This is a genomic window from Streptomyces fungicidicus (assembly GCF_003665435.1).
Classification (GTDB): domain Bacteria; phylum Actinomycetota; class Actinomycetes; order Streptomycetales; family Streptomycetaceae; genus Streptomyces; species Streptomyces fungicidicus.
In genome coordinates, this window is sequence record NZ_CP023407.1 from 3,492,557 (window position 1) to 3,510,562 (window position 18,006).

The 18,006-nt window shown below is 73.4% G+C and carries 18 protein-coding genes and 1 tRNA gene; 11 read left to right on the forward strand and 8 right to left on the reverse strand.

Features of this window, described 5'->3' with window-relative positions; all coding sequences use genetic code 11:
- Window positions 1-67: 67 nt before the first annotated feature.
- Window positions 68-1,756: a diguanylate cyclase CdgB gene (gene cdgB / locus CNQ36_RS15710; RefSeq protein WP_121546482.1), complete on the reverse strand. Its 1,689-nt coding sequence runs from the start codon at window positions 1,754-1,756 to the stop codon at window positions 68-70.
- A gap of 314 nt (window positions 1,757-2,070) precedes the next feature.
- Between cdgB and CNQ36_RS15715 the strand changes: the two genes are divergently transcribed.
- Window positions 2,071-2,652 (forward strand): flavin reductase family protein, encoded by a 582-nt coding sequence (locus CNQ36_RS15715; protein WP_121546483.1) that lies wholly within the window; start codon window positions 2,071-2,073, stop codon window positions 2,650-2,652.
- Window positions 2,653-2,716: 64 nt separating this feature from the next.
- Entirely contained in the window at window positions 2,717-3,190 is a 474-nt protein-coding gene (locus CNQ36_RS15720; RefSeq protein ID WP_121546484.1) for a GNAT family N-acetyltransferase, read from the forward strand.
- Between the two features lie 154 nt (window positions 3,191-3,344).
- Here CNQ36_RS15720 and arfB read toward each other — a convergent pair whose 3' ends face one another.
- Window positions 3,345-3,773, reverse strand: a complete 429-nt coding sequence (gene arfB / locus CNQ36_RS15725; RefSeq protein WP_004929910.1) for an alternative ribosome rescue aminoacyl-tRNA hydrolase ArfB — start codon at window positions 3,771-3,773, stop codon at window positions 3,345-3,347.
- A 179-nt stretch (window positions 3,774-3,952) separates the two neighbouring features.
- Between arfB and CNQ36_RS15730 the strand changes: the two genes are divergently transcribed.
- Window positions 3,953-4,528: a TerD family protein gene (locus CNQ36_RS15730; protein ID WP_004929909.1), complete on the forward strand. Its 576-nt coding sequence runs from the start codon at window positions 3,953-3,955 to the stop codon at window positions 4,526-4,528.
- A 73-nt stretch (window positions 4,529-4,601) separates the two neighbouring features.
- Here the strand turns inward: CNQ36_RS15730 and CNQ36_RS15735 are convergent, their stop codons facing one another.
- Window positions 4,602-5,972 carry a M1 family metallopeptidase gene (locus CNQ36_RS15735; RefSeq protein ID WP_121548476.1) on the reverse strand — a complete coding sequence of 457 codons (1,371 nt, stop codon included), beginning with the start codon at window positions 5,970-5,972 and terminating at the stop codon, window positions 4,602-4,604.
- Window positions 5,973-6,189: 217 nt separating this feature from the next.
- Between CNQ36_RS15735 and CNQ36_RS15740 the strand changes: the two genes are divergently transcribed.
- The gene (locus CNQ36_RS15740) at window positions 6,190-6,690 is read left to right on the forward strand and encodes a hypothetical protein (protein WP_004929907.1); all 501 of its coding nucleotides are present in this window, start codon (window positions 6,190-6,192) and stop codon (window positions 6,688-6,690) included.
- 10 nt (window positions 6,691-6,700) lie between these two features.
- Here the strand turns inward: CNQ36_RS15740 and CNQ36_RS15745 are convergent, their stop codons facing one another.
- Window positions 6,701-7,378 carry a pentapeptide repeat-containing protein gene (locus tag CNQ36_RS15745; protein ID WP_228312978.1) on the reverse strand — a complete coding sequence of 226 codons (678 nt, stop codon included), beginning with the start codon at window positions 7,376-7,378 and terminating at the stop codon, window positions 6,701-6,703.
- Window positions 7,379-7,510: 132 nt separating this feature from the next.
- Between CNQ36_RS15745 and CNQ36_RS15750 the strand changes: the two genes are divergently transcribed.
- From CNQ36_RS15750 to CNQ36_RS15760, 3 genes are read left to right on the forward strand one after another with little or no spacing between them, the layout of a single operon-like run.
- On the forward strand, window positions 7,511-8,671 hold the full coding sequence (locus CNQ36_RS15750) for an NAD(P)-binding protein (RefSeq protein WP_121546486.1): 1,161 nt from the start codon (window positions 7,511-7,513) through the stop codon (window positions 8,669-8,671).
- Window positions 8,672-8,724: 53 nt separating this feature from the next.
- On the forward strand, window positions 8,725-9,699 hold the full coding sequence (locus CNQ36_RS15755) for a zinc-binding dehydrogenase (protein WP_121546487.1): 975 nt from the start codon (window positions 8,725-8,727) through the stop codon (window positions 9,697-9,699).
- Window positions 9,700-9,716: 17 nt separating this feature from the next.
- The gene (locus tag CNQ36_RS15760; protein ID WP_410177121.1) at window positions 9,717-10,613 is read left to right on the forward strand and encodes an aminoglycoside phosphotransferase family protein; all 897 of its coding nucleotides are present in this window, start codon (window positions 9,717-9,719) and stop codon (window positions 10,611-10,613) included.
- 43 nt (window positions 10,614-10,656) lie between these two features.
- Here CNQ36_RS15760 and CNQ36_RS15765 read toward each other — a convergent pair.
- Together CNQ36_RS15765 and CNQ36_RS15770 are read right to left on the reverse strand one after the other, a co-directional pair.
- Window positions 10,657-10,730: transfer RNA gene (locus tag CNQ36_RS15765), tRNA-Thr, on the reverse strand.
- A gap of 89 nt (window positions 10,731-10,819) precedes the next feature.
- On the reverse strand, window positions 10,820-11,230 hold the full coding sequence (locus CNQ36_RS15770) for a DUF3224 domain-containing protein (protein WP_121546488.1): 411 nt from the start codon (window positions 11,228-11,230) through the stop codon (window positions 10,820-10,822).
- Between the two features lie 94 nt (window positions 11,231-11,324).
- Here CNQ36_RS15770 and CNQ36_RS15775 point away from each other — a divergent pair, with 94 nt between their 5' ends.
- From CNQ36_RS15775 to CNQ36_RS15790, 4 genes are all read left to right on the forward strand, one after another.
- Window positions 11,325-12,296 (forward strand): helix-turn-helix transcriptional regulator, encoded by a 972-nt coding sequence (locus CNQ36_RS15775; RefSeq protein WP_206278462.1) that lies wholly within the window; start codon window positions 11,325-11,327, stop codon window positions 12,294-12,296.
- 194 nt (window positions 12,297-12,490) lie between these two features.
- Window positions 12,491-13,579, forward strand: a complete 1,089-nt coding sequence (locus CNQ36_RS15780; protein WP_004929896.1) for an ABC transporter ATP-binding protein — start codon at window positions 12,491-12,493, stop codon at window positions 13,577-13,579.
- 183 nt (window positions 13,580-13,762) lie between these two features.
- Window positions 13,763-14,212: a hypothetical protein gene (locus CNQ36_RS15785; RefSeq protein WP_121546490.1), complete on the forward strand. Its 450-nt coding sequence runs from the start codon at window positions 13,763-13,765 to the stop codon at window positions 14,210-14,212.
- A 188-nt stretch (window positions 14,213-14,400) separates the two neighbouring features.
- The gene (locus CNQ36_RS15790; RefSeq protein WP_004929893.1) at window positions 14,401-15,132 is read left to right on the forward strand and encodes a nucleotidyltransferase family protein; all 732 of its coding nucleotides are present in this window, start codon (window positions 14,401-14,403) and stop codon (window positions 15,130-15,132) included.
- A gap of 81 nt (window positions 15,133-15,213) precedes the next feature.
- On the opposite strand, the gene CNQ36_RS15795 is transcribed toward CNQ36_RS15790, so the two are convergent.
- Together CNQ36_RS15795 and rlmB are read right to left on the reverse strand one after the other, a co-directional pair.
- Complete coding sequence (locus CNQ36_RS15795) at window positions 15,214-16,893, reverse strand: DoxX family protein (protein ID WP_121546491.1); 1,680 nt, start codon at window positions 16,891-16,893, stop codon at window positions 15,214-15,216.
- A gap of 141 nt (window positions 16,894-17,034) precedes the next feature.
- Complete coding sequence (gene rlmB / locus CNQ36_RS15800) at window positions 17,035-17,976, reverse strand: 23S rRNA (guanosine(2251)-2'-O)-methyltransferase RlmB (RefSeq protein ID WP_121546492.1); 942 nt, start codon at window positions 17,974-17,976, stop codon at window positions 17,035-17,037.
- Between the last annotated feature and the right edge of the window lie 30 nt (window positions 17,977-18,006).

Genomic DNA, 18,006 nt, shown 5'->3' on the forward strand with positions numbered 1-18,006 from the left:
GCGAGCCTACCCGCTTCCGGTGACCCGATCGGGTGACCCGGACCGCATCGAATCGCTGACCTGGGGTTCAGCCCGCCCGGCGATGCTGTTTGGGACGAGATCGTTTCTCGACGTACATCCGCTCGTCGGCTGACTTCAACACTTCGTCCGCAGTCAGGCCGCAGTGTGCCCATCCGATGCCGAAGCTGGCCCCGACCCGGACGGCCCGGCCCTCGGCCCGGATGGGCTGGATGATCTCGTTGCGCAGCCGTACGGCGAGGTCCTGGGCGTCGGCCCGGCCGAGCCCGTCGGCGAGTATCACGAACTCGTCGCCGCCGAGCCGGGCGACGGTGTCGCCGTCGCGCACGCCGTTGCTGAGCCGGCGGGCGACCTCGATGAGCACCGCGTCACCCGCGTTGTGCCCGAACCGGTCGTTGATCGACTTGAAGCCGTCGAGGTCGCAGAAGAGGACCGCGAGGCCCTTGGCCCCGTCGTCGAACTCGGCGGCGGGCGCGACGGTGTGCACATGGTGGTCGTAGCCGTCGAAGGTCTCGGCGCCCGGCGGGAAGTCGAAGTCGTGTCCCCGGTCGAAGGCGGGCGGGCCGTAGGCGGCGTCGTGGGAGTCGAAGGACTCGAAGGGTTCCATGGAGTCGACGGCGGCGGGCAGCACGCCCTGCGGCTGCTGCCGGCACAGCCGCGAGGCCAGCCGCGACCGCAGCTCGGCGGAGTTCGGCAGCCCGGTGAGGGAGTCGTGGGAGGCGCGGTGGGCGAGCTGGAGCTCGCGGCGCTTGCGCTCCTCTATGTCCTCGACGTGGGTGAGCAGGAAGCGCGGTCCGTCGGCGGCGTCGGCGACCACCGAGTTGCGCAGCGACACCCAGACGTAGGTGCCGTCGCGGCGGCCCAGGCGCAGCTCGGCCCGGCCGCCCTCGGCGGAGGTGCGCAGCAGGGTGCCGATGTCCTCGGGGTGGACCAGGTCGGAGAAGGAGTAGCGGCGCATCGCGGAGGCGGGGCGGCCGAGCAGGCGGCACAGGGCGTCGTTGGTGCGCAGGATGCGGCCGTGCTGGTCGCCGCCCATCTCGGCGATGGCCATGCCGGAGGGGGCGTACTCGAAGGCCTGCCGGAAGCTCTCCTCGCTGGCCCGCAGCGCCTGCTGGTCGCGTTCGAGGCGGACCAGGGCGCGCTGCATGTTGGCGCGCAGCCGGGCGTTGCTGATCGCGATGGCGGCCTGGAAGGCGTACATCTGGAGCGCCTCGCGGCCCCAGGCGCCGGGGCGCCGGCCGTTGCGCGGGCGGTCCACGGAGAGCACGCCGACCAGTTCCCCCGAGTTGCCGCCGCCCTGCGGGCCGGGGGCGTACATCGGGGCGAAGAGCCGGTCGGAGGGGTGCCACTCGTCCTCGAAGCGGGGCGCGGGCCCGTCGGTGTACCACTGCGGGACGTCGTCGTCGTCGAGGACCCAGCCCTCGCTGTGGGGTATGAAGATCAGGTCGCCCCAGCGTTCACCCATGTTCAGACGGCGGTCCCAGGACTCGCGGGAGCCGGCCCGTCCGGTGATCAGGGCCTCGGCGGCGGTGTTCCCGGCGAGGGCGGCGACCACGAGATCGCCGTCGGGGCGTACCAGGTTGACGGCCGCCAGCTCGTAACCGAGGGCGCCCACGACGCCGTCGGCGACCGTCTGCAAGGTGTCCGCCAGGCTGCGGGCCGTGTTCATGTCGGCCATGGCTTGGTGGAGTTGTCGCAGCGACGCAAGGCGGACGTAGGGTTCCGACTCGGTCTCCATCCTCGCCCTCCCCCCGAGACCTCGGAGCGAATCAAGGGTTCTCTTCGGCGTATCGTCCCAGCAGCTTCCCCGCCACTGAATCACAGCGCGCTGCCCACTCGGTACACAGGGTCAACAATTCTTTCCCCTTGTGACTCAAGTCACAGGCAAACGTGAACAACTGCGGGGCCTTTTGGTAATTTCCCGGGGATTCACGGAACGCGGTTTTCTGCGGTGGTTTCGCATGACCTGTCCCCCTCGGACGCTGGTCCTAGGTCCCGGTTGGGGCCAGGGGCCGATGCGGTACCCGTGCAGCGGAGATTAGCGTTTCCCGCGTGCCGAACACTTCCGCCTCGTCCGCGATCACCGTTCCGTCCGCCGCCCGGCATGCTGAAGGGGTGAGCAACGACGAGTTCCGGGCCGCCCTGTCCCGGCTGGCCTCCGGCGTGGTCCTGGTGACCGCGCAGGAGCCGCCGCTGGACCCCGACGACCCCTCGGCGCCGGCCGGCGAGGACGTCGGCATGACGGCCACCGCCTTCATGTCGGTGTCCCTGGATCCGCCGCTGGTGCTGGTCAGCCTGCGCAACGGGTCCCGCATGGACGACCTGCTCGACGAACAGCCGCTGTGGTCGGTGTCCGTGCTCTCCGAGAGCCAGCGGCACATCGCGGGCCGCTTCGCGATGAAGGGCAGGGTCAGCGACCGCCTCCTCTTCGCCGACATCCCGTACCTGCGCGGCGAGTACAGCGGGGCCCCGCTGGTGGGCGGCGCCCTGGCGACCCTGGAGTGCCGCACCGAACAGCGGGTGCCGGCCGGGGACCACACCCTGGTGATCGGCCGCGTGCTGACGGCCCGGATGCCGAGTGCGGAAGGCGGTCCGCTCACCTATTTCCGGGGCCGTTACCGGCAGTTGGGCTGAACGTGTCGCGCACGTAGCCGAAATCCCTTTTACCGGACCGGATTTCCGTGCGTAGGGTGCGGCCGTGACGACGACAACCGCACTTCGCCTCGAAGAGATCACCGCGAAGAACCTGAAGGCCGCCCTCGCCATACGGGTACGCCCCGACCAGGAATTCGCCGTCACGCCGGTGGCGCACTCCCTCGCCGAGGCATACGTCCACCCCGGCACCGCCTGGCCCCGCCTGATCATGGACGGCGACCGCGCGGTGGGCTTCCTGATGGCCTTCCTCGACATCGACTGGCACGAGGACGGCGGCAGCGTGATCCGCTCCGGCCTGTGGCGGCTGAACATCGCCGCGGAGGAGCAGGGCAGGGGCTACGGGCGCTTCGCCGTGCAGGCGGTGGCCGAGGAGCTCCGCCGCCGCGGCACCAGGGAACTCTGGGTCACCTGGCACCCCGGCGACCACGGCCCCGAGAACTTCTACCTCACCCTGGGCTTCCACAAAACCACCGAAACCGCCGAAGAGGAATCAGTAGGCGTACTCCCCCTACCTTGACCACACCCCCACTGGAGCGCCCCAAAGGGGCGCGGGGAACTGCGCGCCCAGCCCCCACCCACCCGCACCCACCCAGGTGCCGGGGCCACCCCCCAAGCGGCCCGGGGCCACACCCCGAGGGGCCCGGGGTCACACCCCGAGGGGGCTGAGGAGGTCACCCCCAGTCCCGCGCGGAGCGCCCCCGCTTCGTCTCCGCCCGCTGCTTCTTCTCCCGCAACCGCCGCTCATTGATCCCGCGAGGCACCCGCGTCGCCCTCCGCGGCTTCGGCGGCGGCGCCGTCGCCTCCGCGAGCAGCGCCGCCAGCCGCACCGCCGCGGTCTCACGGTTGCGCCACTGCGAGCGGTGCTCGGAGGCCCGCACGGTGAGCACTCCGCCGACCAGCCGTCCGGCCAGCCGTTCGAGCGCCCGCTGCTTCCACACCTCGGGCAGCGCCTCGGTGCGGGCCAGGTCGAAGCGCAGCTCCACCTGGGAGTCGCTGGTGTTCACGTGCTGCCCGCCCGGCCCGGACGACCGCGAGAAACGCCACATGAGCTCGGCCTCGGGCAGGGAGACGGAGCCACGGATGACATGGGGACCGGACATGCCCTACAGGTTCCCTCCTCCGACCGGGCCACGTCACCCGAATATCGCAGGAATCCCCGGGCCCCGGGAACACGGGTAAAGAAAGTAAAGAGACCTGGAACCTCGCGCACCCCTCTCCGCGTTCAAGGGGGTAGCTGTAGCTTCTAGCCGTACGCAAACGAGGGAAGGGACTCCCAACAATGGCTGTAAGCCTGTCCAAGGGTGGCAACGTCTCGCTCACCAAGGAGGCTCCGGGCCTGACCGCTGTCACCGTGGGCCTCGGCTGGGACGTCCGCACCACCACCGGCACGGACTTCGACCTCGACGCCTCGGCGATCGCGGTCAACACGCAGGGCAAGGTCTACTCGGACGGCCACTTCGTGTTCTTCAACAACAAGCAGACCCCGGACAACACCATCGTCCACACGGGTGACAACCGCACCGGTGAGGGCGAGGGCGACGACGAGGCGATCAACGTCAACCTGGCCGCGCTCCCGGCCGACATCGACAAGATCGTCTTCCCGGTGTCGATCTACGACGCCGAGAACCGCAGCCAGAACTTCGGCCAGGTGCGCAACGCCTACATCCGCATCGTCAACCAGGCCGGCGGCGCCGAGATCGCCCGCTACGACCTGTCGGAGGACGCGGCCACCGAGACCGCCATGGTCTTCGGCGAGCTGTACCGCAACGGCGCGGAGTGGAAGTTCCGCGCCGTCGGCCAGGGCTACGCCTCGGGTCTCGTGGGCATCGCCCAGGACTTCGGTGTGAGCGTCTGACGGACGCCCCGCCGTCCTTCGTGACGGAGCCCCCGGCCCGGCTCGCCGCCCGGCCGGGGGCTCCGGCATGCGCTCAGGGCCGCTCCGGCTTCCCCTCCCCGTACAGCCAGTCCGCCCAGATCCCCTCGAAGTCCTTTCCGGGGGCCGACTTCTCCACGTACGCCGTGAAGTCGCCGGTGTCCGCGGTGCCGTGCCGGTGCTCCCGCGCCCAGCCCCGCAGCAGCGCGAAGAAGGCGTCGTCGCCGGCCGCCTGCCGGATCCTGTGCAGGACCATCGCCCCGCGCTGGTAGACGGGCACGTCGAAGAGGTGCGCCGCGCCGGGCGACCGCGCGGGAGGGAACGACCAGAGCGCGTCGTTCTCCTCCTCGTCGTCGAAGTAGTCGCCCTCGTACAGCGTGTCGAAGGTCTCCTGCGCGGTGTCGCCGCCGTGGTCCTCGTCCCACAGCCACTCCGCGTACGTCGCGAAGCCCTCGCTCAGCCACAGGTCCCGCCAGGTCCTCGGGGACACGGAGTTCCCGTACCACTGGTGGGCGATCTCGTGGACCAGGAGCCAGGTCTCCGGGGCCCCGGGGAAGACGGGCCGGTTCTGGGTCTCCAGGGCGTACCCGGCGTCGTCCGGGCGCTCCACGATCACTCCCGCGGAGGAGAAGGGGTACGGGCCGAAGGTCCGCTCCGCCCACTCCAGCACGCCGGGCAGCCGCCGCAGGACCGGTCCGCTCTCCTCGGCCTGCTCCGGGTCGACCGCCGAGTACAGGGGCAGTCCGCCGCCGGTCGTGGCCCGGTCGACGTCGTACCGGCCGATGGCGAGCGTGGCGGCGTGGCTCGCCGTGGGTTCGGTGGTGCGCCAGCGGTAGGTCGTCCGGCCGCCCTCGGTCTCCTCACCGGCCGGCTCCCCGTGGGACACCGCCCGCAGCCCCTCCGGCACGGTCACCGCGAGGCGGTACGTCGCCTTGTCGGAGGGGTGGTGGTTGCCGGGGAACCACGTCATCGAGCCCCTCGGCTGCCCCAGCGCCACCGCGCCGTCGGCGGTCCGCAGCCAGCCCCCCTCGGTGCCGTCGGGGTCGGTGACGGTCACCGGGACGCCCGAGTAGCGGACGGCGACCCGGAAGCGCGTGTGGCGGCCGAGTCCGTCCGGCGGCCGGACCGTCAGTTCCTGTCCGGCGCGCCGCCACGTCGCCCTCGCGCCGTCGACCGTGACCTTCTCGACCGTCATGCCCTCGAGGTCGAGGTTGAACGCGGTGAGGTCCCGCGTCGCCCGCGCGGTGAGCGTGGCCGTGCCGGACAGGCGGTGGGTGTCCGGGGCGTACGCCAGGTCGAGGCCGTAGTGGGTGACGTCGAAGCCGCCGTTGCCCGACTTCGGGAAGTAGGGGTCGCCGACCCCGCTCGCGCCGCGGGACGCCGCGTCGTCGTCTCCCGCACCGGCGCGGCACCCGGTCACCGTCATGCCGAGCAGGACCAGACCGACGACCGCGAGACGCCCCCGGGGGCCGCCGGGCCGACGGGAGAGGAGACGGCGGTGGCGACGGGAGGCGGGCACCCGCCGCATTCTACGGAGGCACCGGCACGGCACCCGCCGGCCGCGCGCGGGCCGCGGCGCCCGGACCGGGCCCGCCCGCCGCACCCGTGCGGGCGGGGGCACGGGCCCATGACACCATCAGCCCGTGCTCGACATCGGCTACGCCCTCTCCAACCGGTTCCCCGACCCCCCGCAGACCGACTACCGCCGCGCGGACGTCCATGCCCTGCGGCACGACCTGTTCTGCGGGGACGTCTACCTCGCCGACACCGAGTCGGACCGCGAGCTGTCCACATCCTGGGGATGGGTGCCGGTGCTGGACTTCGCCTGGGCGCTGTGCGACATCGTGGAGCACGTCGACCGGGACCCGGCCGGCTCCCGCGCCTCCCGGCCCCAGTACGCGGAGCTGGACTTCACCGAGTCCACCGACCGCCTGCTGTTCGAGCGCCGCTTCGGCTGGGTGGACATCGAGGCGGAGTGGCTGCCCGCCTCCGAACCCCCGCTGACCTTCTCCCACGCCGAACTCCGCCGCGAGGCACGCGACTTCCTCCACGACCTGCTGGCCGACCTGGCCGACCTCCACGAGGACCTGGCCGAGAACCCGGCCGTCTGGACCCTCCAGGCCCGCTTCCCCCGGCTGAAGTAGCCCCGGCGTCTCAGCCCTCCACCCTGATCCCCAGCTCCCCCGCCAGCACCGGCGCCAGGTCCAGCAGCTGGGAGGGGCTGATCACCGCGCCCGACAGCCGGTCCACTCCCCGCGCGATCTCCAGGGAGGCGGCGCCGCGCAGATCCACGTCGACGATGGTGACACCGGTGAGGTCGGCGCCCTTCAGGGCGCAGTCCACGAACTCCACCCGCTCCAGGCGGGCCCCGCCGAAGTCCGGCTCGACCAGGACACAGCCCTCGAAGACCACGTCCTTGAGCCGGGCCGAGCGCAGGTTCAGAAAGTCGATCTTGCCGCCCCTGATCACCACCCGCTCGAGCGCCGCCCCGTGCAGCTGCGTCCCCCCGAGACGCGCGTCGGTCACCTCGACGTCCCGCAGGGTCGCTTCGGCCAGGTCCGCCCCGACCCCCCGGACACCGGCGAGCACCGAGTCCAGCAGCCGCGCCCGGGTCAGCCGCACCTCGTCCAGCGCGCACCCCGTCAGCGCGCAGTCCATGAAACGGGCCCCCGCCCCGTCCTGCCCGGCGAAGTCCGCCTCCAGGAACTCCAGCCCGTCGTAGTCCCCGTCGGGCTCCAGCCCGCCCCCCTCGTACCGCTCCAGCGCCGGCAGCCGCAGCTCCGGGCGCCGCGCCGCCTTCACTCCCGGACCGCCGACCGCTCTCCTCGCCATGGACCCATGCTGCACCCCGCCACTGACAACCGCTCCGGCCTGCGGGAACTCCGCGCATGTCACATCCGGGCGCCGCCGTCCGTCGTCCCTGCAAAGCCGGAAGGCGACCCCGAACGAGGGAGACCCCCAGCCATGCACCGCATCACCGTCATCGGCGGCGGATTCGCCGGACTCACCGCGGCCATCACCGCGGCGGAGGAGGGCGCCAAGGTCACCGTGCACGAGGCCCACCACACCCTGGGCGGCCGCGCCCGCACCGCCGAGGGCGCCTACCGGACCAACGAGGGACCGCACGCCCTCTACAACGGCGGCCCGCACTGGACCTGGCTGCGGCAGCGCGGCCTCATCGGCCCTCTCGCGCCGCTCCCGCCCCTGGAGGCGGCCCGCCTGCGGCTGCGCCACCGGGGCGCGCTGCGCCGCACCCCGCCCTTCGCGATGCTGAAGCTGCTGCGCCGCGGCGTCGCGCGGGCGCCCGTCGGCACCGACTTCCTCAGCTGGGCCACCGGGATCGCCGGCGAGGAGGGCGCGCGGGCCGCCGCCCACTACGCGGCGGTCGCGCTGTTCCACCACGACCCGGGCTCCCTGTCCGCCGCGTTCGTGCAGGAGCGGCTGCGCCGCGCCACCCGGCTGCCCCCGGAGGCGCACTACCCGCGGGGCGGCTGGGGCGCGCTGATCGACCGGATGGCCGCCCGCGCGTGGAACCTGGGCGTGCGCATGGAGACGCTGTCCCGCGTCGACACCGTGCCCACCGGCGGCCCCGTCGTCGTCGCCACGTCGCTGGACTCGGCCCGCCGCCTCCTCGGCGACGCCTCGCTGACCTGGCCGAGCGGCCGCACCGTCCTGGTCGACCTCGCCCTGCGCACCCGGCGCGGTGACGCGTTCGCCGTGTCCGACCTGGACGCGCCGGGCTGGCTGGAGCGGTTCACCGCCCAGGACCGCACCCTCGCCCCGGCCGGCGAACAGCTGATCCAGGGCCAGATCCCCATCGCCCCGGGCGAGTCCAGGGCGGACGGCGCCGCCCGCGCGGAGGAGCTGCTGGACCTGGCCTTCCCCGGCTGGCGGGAGCGGGTCACCTGGCGGCGGGACGCCGTGGCGAACGGCCGTACCGGCGCCGTGGACCTGCCCGGCACCAGCTGGCGCGACCGGCCGGCCGTCGACCGCGGGGACGGCGTCTACCTCGCCGGGGACCAGGTCGCCGCGCCGGGCGTGCTCTCGGAGGTCTCCTTCAACAGCGCCCTGACGGCCGTCTCCCTCGCCCTCGGCCGGAACACGCTTGACCTCAAGCATGCTTGAGGTCGCACGGTGGGGTCCACAGCGGCGCACGACCCGACCCCCGGGGGACCCATATGCACGCCATCCGTCTGCACGCCTTCGGCCCCGCCGAGAACCTCCGGTACGAGGAGACCGCGGATCCGCGGCCGGGCCCGGGGCAGGTCCGCATCGCCGTCCGCGCGGCCGGTGTCCACCTCCTGGACGCCGCGCTGCGGGAGGGCGCGCGGGGCCCCGGCCCGGCCCCCGCCACCCTGCCGACCGTCCCCGGCCGCGAGGTCGCGGGAGTGGTCGACGCCCTGGGCGACGGCGCCCCCGAGGACCTGCTCGGCAGGCGCGTCGTCGCCCACCTCGGCTTCGTCCCCGGCGGCTACGCGGAGCTGGCCGTCACCGACGCCGCCCGGCTGCACGAGATCCCCGGGCGCCTGGACTTCGCCGCGGCCGTCGCCATGATCGGCACCGGCCGTACGGCGATGGGCATCGTGCAGTTCGCCGAACCGGGCCCCGGCGACGTGGTCCTCGTCCCGGCCGCGGCCGGCGGCCTCGGCACCCTCCTCGTGCAGTACGCGAAGAACGCCGGCGCCACCGTGGTCGGCCTGGCCGGCGGCCCCGCGAAGACGGCGCAGGTGGCGGCCAACGGCGCCGACCTCGCCGTCGACTACACGGACCCCGGCTGGCCCGCGCGGCTCGACGACCACCGCGGCAAGGTCACCGTCGTGTACGACGGCGTGGGCGGCGACGTCGCCCGCGCGGCGGTCGACCTGCTCGCGCCGGACGGCCGGCACATCGTCTTCGGCTGGACCTCCCAGGGCCTGGACAGCGACAGCCCGTACGTCGTCGACGGCGTCTCCGTCAACGTCCTCGGCCCCGAGATGCTGCGCAGGGCCGGCGGCCCCGACCCCCTGCGCACCCTCGAACTGCGCGCCCTCACCGAGGCCGCCGAGGGCCGCCTCACCCCCGCCGTGCACCGCTTCCCGCTCGCCGGGGCCGCCGAGGCCCACCGCGCCCTGGAGAGCAGGGGCACCACCGGCAAGGTCGTCCTGGAGCCGTAGCCGCCTCCGCCGCTACCGTGCGGAAGGTGATCGACATTCCCGAGGAACTCGCCGCCGCCCAGGAGAAGTTCAACAAGGAGGCCGGCCGGGCCTTCATCGCCGCCCTGCCGGACCTCGCCGCCGCCTTCCTGGACCGCTGGGAGCTGCGCGTCACCGGGACGCCCATGCACGGCGTGAGCGCCCTGGTCCTCCCCGTCGCCCGCGCGGACGGGACGCGGGCGGTGCTGAAGCTCCAGATCCGCGACCACGAGAGCGAGGGCGAGCCCGTCGCCCTGCGCCTGTGGGACGGCGACGGCGCGGTCCGTCTGCTGGACCACGACGAACCCACCGGCACCATGCTCCTGGAACGCCTCGACGCCACTCGGATGCTCTCCCGCCTCGAGGACGTCCACGAGGCCGTCCTGGTCGTCGCCCGCCTCCTCGCCCACCTCCACACCACCCCCGCCCCCGCGGGCATGCGCCGCCTCGACGACATCGCCCGGGACATGCTGGAGCGCACCCCCGCCACCCTGGAGCGCGTCCCGGACCCGGCCGCCCGCCGTCTCGTCGCCGACTGCGCCGCCGCCGTGCGGGAGGTCGCCGACGAGCCCGGCGACCGCCTGCTGCACTGGGACCTGCACTACGAGAACGTCCTCGCCGCGGACCGCGCCCCGTGGCTCGCCATCGACCCCAAGCCGCTGGCCGGCGACCCCGGCTTCGACCTCTGGCCCGCCCTGGACAACCGCTTCGACGCCGACGACGTCCTCTGGCGCTTCGACGCCATGACCGACGTCCTCGGCCTGGACCGCGCACGCGCCCGCGCGTGGACGTACGGCCGGCTGCTGCAGAACTGCCTCTGGGAGACCGAGGACGGCCGCCCGCTGAACGAGACGGACCTGGAGATCGCCCGCCGTCTGCGTGACCGCCCGGCATGAGAGGTCCCGGGCCGGAGAAGATCCGGCCCGGGACCACAAGGGGAGCCCCCTGTCGGATTCGAACCGACGACCTACGCATTACAAGTGCGTTGCTCTGGCCAACTGAGCTAAGGAGGCGCCGCGCGCGGCGCGCGCGAAGGCGGGTCCACTGTACACAGAGCCGGTTTCGCCGAGCCACGCACTTGCGGGAGCGGGCCCCCGCCCGGTCACCCCAGGTGGTACTCGAAGGTGTACGCCACCTTCGTCTCACCGTGGCGGTACACGAAGCCGCCGGTGCCGCGCAGTCCCGTCAGCTCCCCGGTGCCGGAGCCCTCGACGACCTCGAAGGAGCAGTGGACGGTGCCGTCGGGCTCGAAGCGGCCGCGCTCCTCGAGGACGAAGGTGCCAAAGTGGCCGTCGACCCGGCCGGCGACGAGCTCCATGCCCGCGAAGGTGCCGGTCGTCCCGGTCAGGTAGGCGATCGCGTAGTCGCAGGTGGTGGCCTCGGCCTCGATGCCGCCGGAGAACGCGTTGGTCACCGTGGCGTGCGCCAGCCGGGGGAGGCCGTCCTCCCCGGTGACGGCGCTCTCCTTCCAGTCGGCGAAGGTGAAGTGGCCGGTGGTCGTGGCGGTGGGCATGGGTGTCCCCTTCCGAGGCGACGGACGCTGATGTCCTCAAGCCTTCCGGCCGTACCTGACACCTCCTGTCAGGTACGGCCGGACAATGGGTCCCATGCGTGCCGACCGGCTTCTCTCCCTGCTCCTGCTGCTGCAGAACCGCGGCCGGATGACCGCCCCCGAGCTGGCGGCCGAGCTGGAGGTGTCGGTGCGCACCGTCTACCGGGACGTCGAGGCGCTCTGCGCCTCCGGCGTGCCGGTGCGGGCCGAGCGCGGGCCGGAGGGCGGGTACCGCCTGATGGAGGGCTACCGCACCCGGCTGACCGGGCTGACGGACGCGGAGGCCGGTTCGCTGGTCCTGGCGGGGCTGCCGGGGCCGGCCAGGGACCTGGGCCTCGGTGCCGTGCTGGCGAGCGCCCAGCTGAAGGTGGAGGCCGCCCTGCCGGGCGGCCTCGCGGACCAGGCCCGGCGGGTGCGCGAACGGTTCCACCTGGACGCGCCGGCCTGGTTCCGGGACGCCGACCCCGTGCCGCATCTGGAGGCCGTCGCACGGGCGGTGTGGGAACGGCGCGTGCTGCGGGCCCACTACCGGCGCTGGCGCGGGGACGTGCACCGGGAGTTGCGCCCGCTGGGACTCGTGCTGAAGGGCGGCATCTGGTACCTGGCGGCGCTGGCGGACGACGCGGTGCGCACCTACCGGGTGTCGCGGTTCCTGGCGGTGACGGAGACGGGCGAGGGGTTCACCCGGCCCGCGGGCTTCGATCTGGCCGCGCACTGGACGGAGTCGGCCCGGCGGATGGAGGAGGCGACGCGGCAGGGCACGGCCCGGCTGCGGCTGTCGCCGCGCGGGCAGAAGCTGCTGCCGATGCAGTTCGGGGCGGCGGGGGCGCGGGCGCTCGCGCAGGCGGGACCGGCGGACGGACGGGGCTGGGTGGAGGTGGAGCTGGCCGTCGAGTCGGAGGCGGTCGCGACCGGCGATCTGCTGCGGCTCGGCGTCGAGGCGGAGGTGCTCGGCCCCGCGGGACTGCGGGAGGCGGTCGCCACGGCGGCGACGGTGCTGGCGAGACGGTACGGCGCCGAGCTCTGAGCCGGTGTTCCGGCAGTCGAAAGTTTCCGCGAAATTCACAGCCCTGGAACTACTGACAACCAGATGAACGCCGGGTACCGTCCTGAGCCAGTTCACTCATGTGGACCAACACCACGACGGAGCACCCGCCGTGGCACCACCTTCCTACTCGGATCGTCCGGCACGTTCCTGCCGGTAGAAGGGGACCATTCACCATGGCCACTGTCACGTTCGACAAGGCGACCCGGGTCTACCCCGGCTCCACGAAGCCCGCCGTCGACGCCCTGGACATCGAGATCGCGGACGGCGAATTCCTCGTCCTCGTCGGCCCGTCCGGCTGCGGCAAGTCCACCTCGCTCCGCATGCTCGCGGGGCTCGAGGACGTCAACGGCGGCGCCATCCGCATCGGCGACCGCGACGTCACCCACCTGCCGCCGAAGGACCGGGACATCGCCATGGTGTTCCAGAACTACGCGCTCTACCCGCACATGACGGTCGCCGACAACATGGGCTTCGCGCTCAAGATCGCCGGCGTCAACAAGGCGGAGATCCGGCAGAAGGTCGAGGAGGCCGCGAAGATCCTCGACCTCACCGAGTACCTGGACCGCAAGCCGAAGGCGCTCTCCGGCGGTCAGCGCCAGCGTGTCGCCATGGGCCGCGCCATCGTGCGTGAGCCGCAGGTGTTCCTCATGGACGAGCCGCTGTCCAACCTGGACGCCAAGCTCCGTGTGTCCACCCGTACGCAGATCGCGTCGCTGCAGCGCCGTCTGGGCATCACCACCGTCTACGTCACCCACGACCAGGTCGAGGCCCTCACCATGGGCGACCGGGTCGCGGTCCTCAAGGACGGTCTGCTCCAGCAGGTCGACACCCCGCGCAACATGTACGACAAGCCCGCGAACCTCTTCGTCGCCGGCTTCATCGGCTCCCCGGCCATGAACCTGGTCGAGGTCCCGGTGACCGACGGCGGCGTGAAGTTCGGCAACTCGGTGGTGCCGGTACAGCGTGACGCGCTCTCCGCGACCAGCGACAAGACCGTCACCGTGGGCGTCCGCCCCGAGCACTTCGACGTGGCCGGCGCCGAGTCCGACCAGGGGGTCGCCGTCACCGTCAACGTCGTCGAGGAGCTGGGCTCCGACGCGTTCGTCTACGGCACCGCCCAGGTCAGCGGCGAGTCCAAGGACATCGTCGTCCGCGTCGGCGGCCGTGACGTCCCGGAGAAGGGCAGCGTGCTGCACGTCGTGCCGCGCGCGGGCGAGACCCACGTCTTCTCCACGTCGAGCGGTGCGCGCCTGTCCGACTGACGCCGTTTCACCGAAGGGCCCCGCGGGACTTCCGCGGGGCCCTTCGCGTTGTCGACAAATACCCTGACACAACGGTCATTTCGACCGTGTACGTCAACACGACGCCCGGAATCCGGGGTTCACCATCCCCCGTAACGGTGACGGAATGTTTCCCATCGGCTACCGGGCGCTACCCTCACTCGCGTGAAGCACTCCACTAACCGTCAGACGCGTCGCGGCCGGGGCCCCGCCCACCGGATCGGCCGCTCCCTCGCCTTCGTCCTGCCCGTCGTCCTGGTGCTCTCCGGGACACTCGCGGTCGCAGGGGTCAACTGGTCGGGGACCCCCTCGAGCCCCGTGCTCACCGCCGCGGACGGCTCCGCCGCCGGCGCCTCCTCGAGCACCGCTGCCCGCGCGCCGCAGGACGTGCTGCGCGACAGGCTGCTGGTGGAACTCCAGGAGGAGAACCCAGGCGTCGCGCTCACCCACCTCCAGCAGGCGGTGAACGACCGCCCCTCGCTGGCGAAGCACTGCGCGACCATCGCCCGCGCCCTCGGCAGGGCCGCGGTCCGCGTCTACGGCCCCAACAAGGCCCAGTCCTACGCCCGCCCGGTCTGCGACACCTCCTACGCCACAGGAGTCACCAAGCCCTGACCCGCACTCCGCGCGCAGCCGCGCCTCCGCACTCCGCGGGCAGTCGTGCCGCTGGGGCGGCACGGGTGGGCGCGACGGCACCCCGCAAACGCCGGGCCGCGCAACCCGCCCCCGGCCCACACCCACGTGGGGCGCCCACACCGCACCGGTCACGCGCCCACCCACCCCGCCCCGCGTAAAGTGCGGGCATGACCGATCCGCGCGCCGCCTCCCGCCCCGTGCAAGCCGTCGTTCTGGCCGGCGGCCAGGGATCCCGGCTCCGTCCGTACACCGACGACCGGCCCAAGCCGATGGTCGAGATCCCCGGCACCGGCACCCCGATCATCGGCCACCAGCTCACCTGGCTCGCCGAGGAGGGCGTCACCGACGTCGTCATCTCCTGCGGCCACCTCGCCGAGGTGCTCCAGAAGTGGCTGGACACCACCGAGCTGCCCGTCTCCGTCACCACCGTCGTCGAGACGGAACCCCTCGGGCGCGGCGGCGGCCTGAAGTACGCCGCGGCCCACCTCCCGCACCCCGACCGGCCCTGGTACGCCACCAACGGCGACATCTGGACCCGTTTCTCGCTGCGCGACATGGCCGACTTCCACACCGAGCGGGACGCCGTCGCGACCGTCGCCCTGGCCCGCCCGCGCCTTCCCTGGGGCGCCGTGCGCACGGACGGCTTCGGTCACATCACGGACTTCATCGAGGCCCCGCCGTCGACGTTCGAGATCAACGCGGGCGTGTACGTCTTCTCCCCCGAGTTCGCCGGACTGCTCCCGGAGCGCGGCGACCACGAGCGCACCACGTTCCCGCGTCTCGCGCGCGAGCGGCGGCTCGCCGGGTTCACCATCCCCCAGGGCTCCTACTGGCGGGCGATCGACACCGCCAAGGACCTCACCGAGGCGGCCAAGGAGCTCGCGGCACAGACCCGCTGACCCGCACCACGCCTCAGGTACGCGAGTGGGGTCCCGCACGCCCTGCGCGCGGGACCCCACTTGCCGTACCGGGGTGTCTCCTCACCCCAGGAGACCACCCACCAGCCCCCGGTCCTCGGAGGTACCGCCGCTGCCCCCGCCCGGGCCCCCGTCGCCGCCGGAGCCGCCGCCGGACGTGCCTCCCGTGGTGCTGCCACCGCCCGAGGTCGGACCGGAGCTGGTGCTCGGCGCCTGACCGGCCGGGGAGGACTGCTGCGGCGGGGCCTGACCGGCACTGCCCTGGGTCTGGCTGGGCGCGCCGGTGACCGCACCGGCGCCCTGGGTCGCCCCGGGGGTCGTGGCGCCGGCGGACGGACTCGCCGTACCCGAAGTGGCGCCCTGGGTGGGCGAGGTGGAGGCGGACGGGGTCCGCTTCTCCTTCTGCCGCGCGCCGGACTCCTCCGGCAGCGGGGAACCGGGAAGCTCGTTGCGCGGGGCCTCGCCGGGCCCCGGCACGACCACGCGGTCGGCGTCCCGGACGGCGCCGCCGAGCAGCGAGCCGATCAGCATGCTCAGCCCGCACACCACGAACGTGACGAGCGCGCCGCGCCGCAGGACGTACTGGCGCAGCTCCCAGATGTCGGCGCGCGGTCCGAGCCGGCGCCAGGCCCCGCCGGCGAGCCGGCCGTCCACGGAGTAGACCGGGGCGCCCGCGATGATCAGCGGCGACCAGGCGGCGAGGTAGATGATGTCCGGCGCCTCGTAGGCGGGGACGCTCTTCCAGCTGACGGTGACCAGCAGCGCCGCGGAGAGCGCCGCCCCGACGCCCGCGGCCACCCGCTGCCAGCAGCCGAGGACGGTCAGGACCCCGACGACGATCTGCGCGAAGGCGATGGCCAGCCCGGCGCCGATGGGGTGCTCCAGGGCGAACTGGCGCAGCGGCTCGGCGACTTCCCAGGGGTGCAGGGCGCGCAGCCACTTCACCATGGAGCCGCGCTCGCCGCCGTCGAAGTAGAGCGGGTCGCAGAGCTTGCTCATCCCGGCGTAGACGGAGATGCCGCCGAGGAAGACGCGCAGCGGGAGCAGGACGACGCCGAGGTTCATCCGGCGGCCGGGGTAGTACGCGTGCCGGGCCGGGTCCTCGCCGTGCCGCCTGCCACGCCTGCCGGTGCCCTCGGACCGGTCGTCGTACCCGTCGTCGTACGCGGGGTCGTACGCCGGGTCGTGGTGACCGGCGTAGCCGGGTTCGTCGTCGGCGCTGCCGACGGTGCGCATCGGGGGCAGCAGGGGCCCGTCGGCGGGGCGGCGCTGGGCGCCGACGAACGGGGTGGGGATGGGCTGGGTGTCCGGGCCGTCGTCGGGGTCGTATCCGGTGCCGGGGTGCGGCATGGCCTGGGTGGCCCAGGCGTCGCCGGGCCGCTCGTCGGCGTGCCGTACGCCTTCGTGCCGTACGGCCTGGAGCAGCCGGTGGGCGCCGGTGTCGTCGGGCGCGGACCTGCCGGTCCAGACGACCGGCCGGCGGCGGGCGGTCTGGCCGGGCGTGCCCACGGTGGTGACCACCGGGATGCGGGCGGTGTCCTCGGCGGCACTCGGGTGCCGTGCGATCCGCGGCGAGTGGGCGCGCCGCGCCGAGGCGCCCAGCTGTACGCGGAAGCTGGCGTGATTGACGATGATCTGCGCCGGATCGCTCGGCACCTTCACCATGCTCAGCGCGGGAGCGTCGTCGAGTCCCGACGAGCGGTCCCCCGTGGGTGTGCGGGGTGTTCTGGTGTCCACACTCATCTAACCGAGTGACAAGGCGTTAGGACACTGCCTTGACCCGCCGGAAGTGTCCGGACCGCGTCAAGCCGGTCCGGACCACCCGGAACTCCCCGTGCGGGTGACCGCGGGGAACGCGCGTTCGCCCCCGCGGCTGGGCGAGGGTCACGCCCGGCGGCGCGCCGCCTCGTACAGCACGATGCCCGCCGCCACACCGGCGTTCAGCGACTCGGTGCCGCCCGGCATCGGGATCCGCACCCGGTGGTCGCAGGTCTCGCCGACCAGCCGGGAGAGTCCCTTGCCCTCACTGCCCACGACGATGACGACGGGCCCGTCCAGGGCGGCCAGCGAGCCCAGCTCGGCCTCCCCGTCCGCGGCGAGGCCGACGACGGTGATGCCGGCCTTCTTGTACGCCTCCAGCGCGCGCGTCAGATTGGTGGCGCGGGCGACGGGCGTACGGGCCGCCGCGCCGGCGGACGTCTTCCAGGCGCCGGCGGTCATCCCGGCGGCCCGCCGCTCCGGCACGACGACGCCGTGGCCGCCGAACGCGGAGACGGACCGGACGACGGCGCCGAGGTTGCGCGGGTCGGTGACGCCGTCGAGGGCGACGATCAGCGGGTCCTGGCCCTCGTCGTGCGCGGCGACGAGGTCCTCGGGGTGCGCGTACTCGTACGGCGGGACCTGGAGCACCAGACCCTGGTGGTTCAGGCCGTTCGTCATGCGGTCGAGTTCGGGGCGCGGCGCCTCCATGAGGTTGATGCCGCCGCGCTCGGCCGCGAGCTGGAGCGCCTCGCGCACCCGCTCGTCGTTGTCGATGAACTGCTGGACGTAGAGCGTGGACGCGGGCACGCCCTCGCGCAGCGCCTCGACGACCGAGTTGCGGCCGACGACGAGCTCGGAGGCCGAGCGGCCCCCGCCGCGCCGCTGCTGCGGGCGGCCGCCCTGGGCGCGGCGCACCTTCGCCTGCGCGGCGCGCTGCTTGGCGTGCCCCTTGCGCATCTCGGCGGGCGGCGTCGGCCCCTTGCCTTCCAGGCCCCGGCGCCGCTGGCCGCCGCTGCCGACCTGCGCGCCCTTCTTGCCGGACATGCGGCGGTTGTTCGCGGCCATGAGGTATCCGTCTCCGTGAAGTCGTGGGTG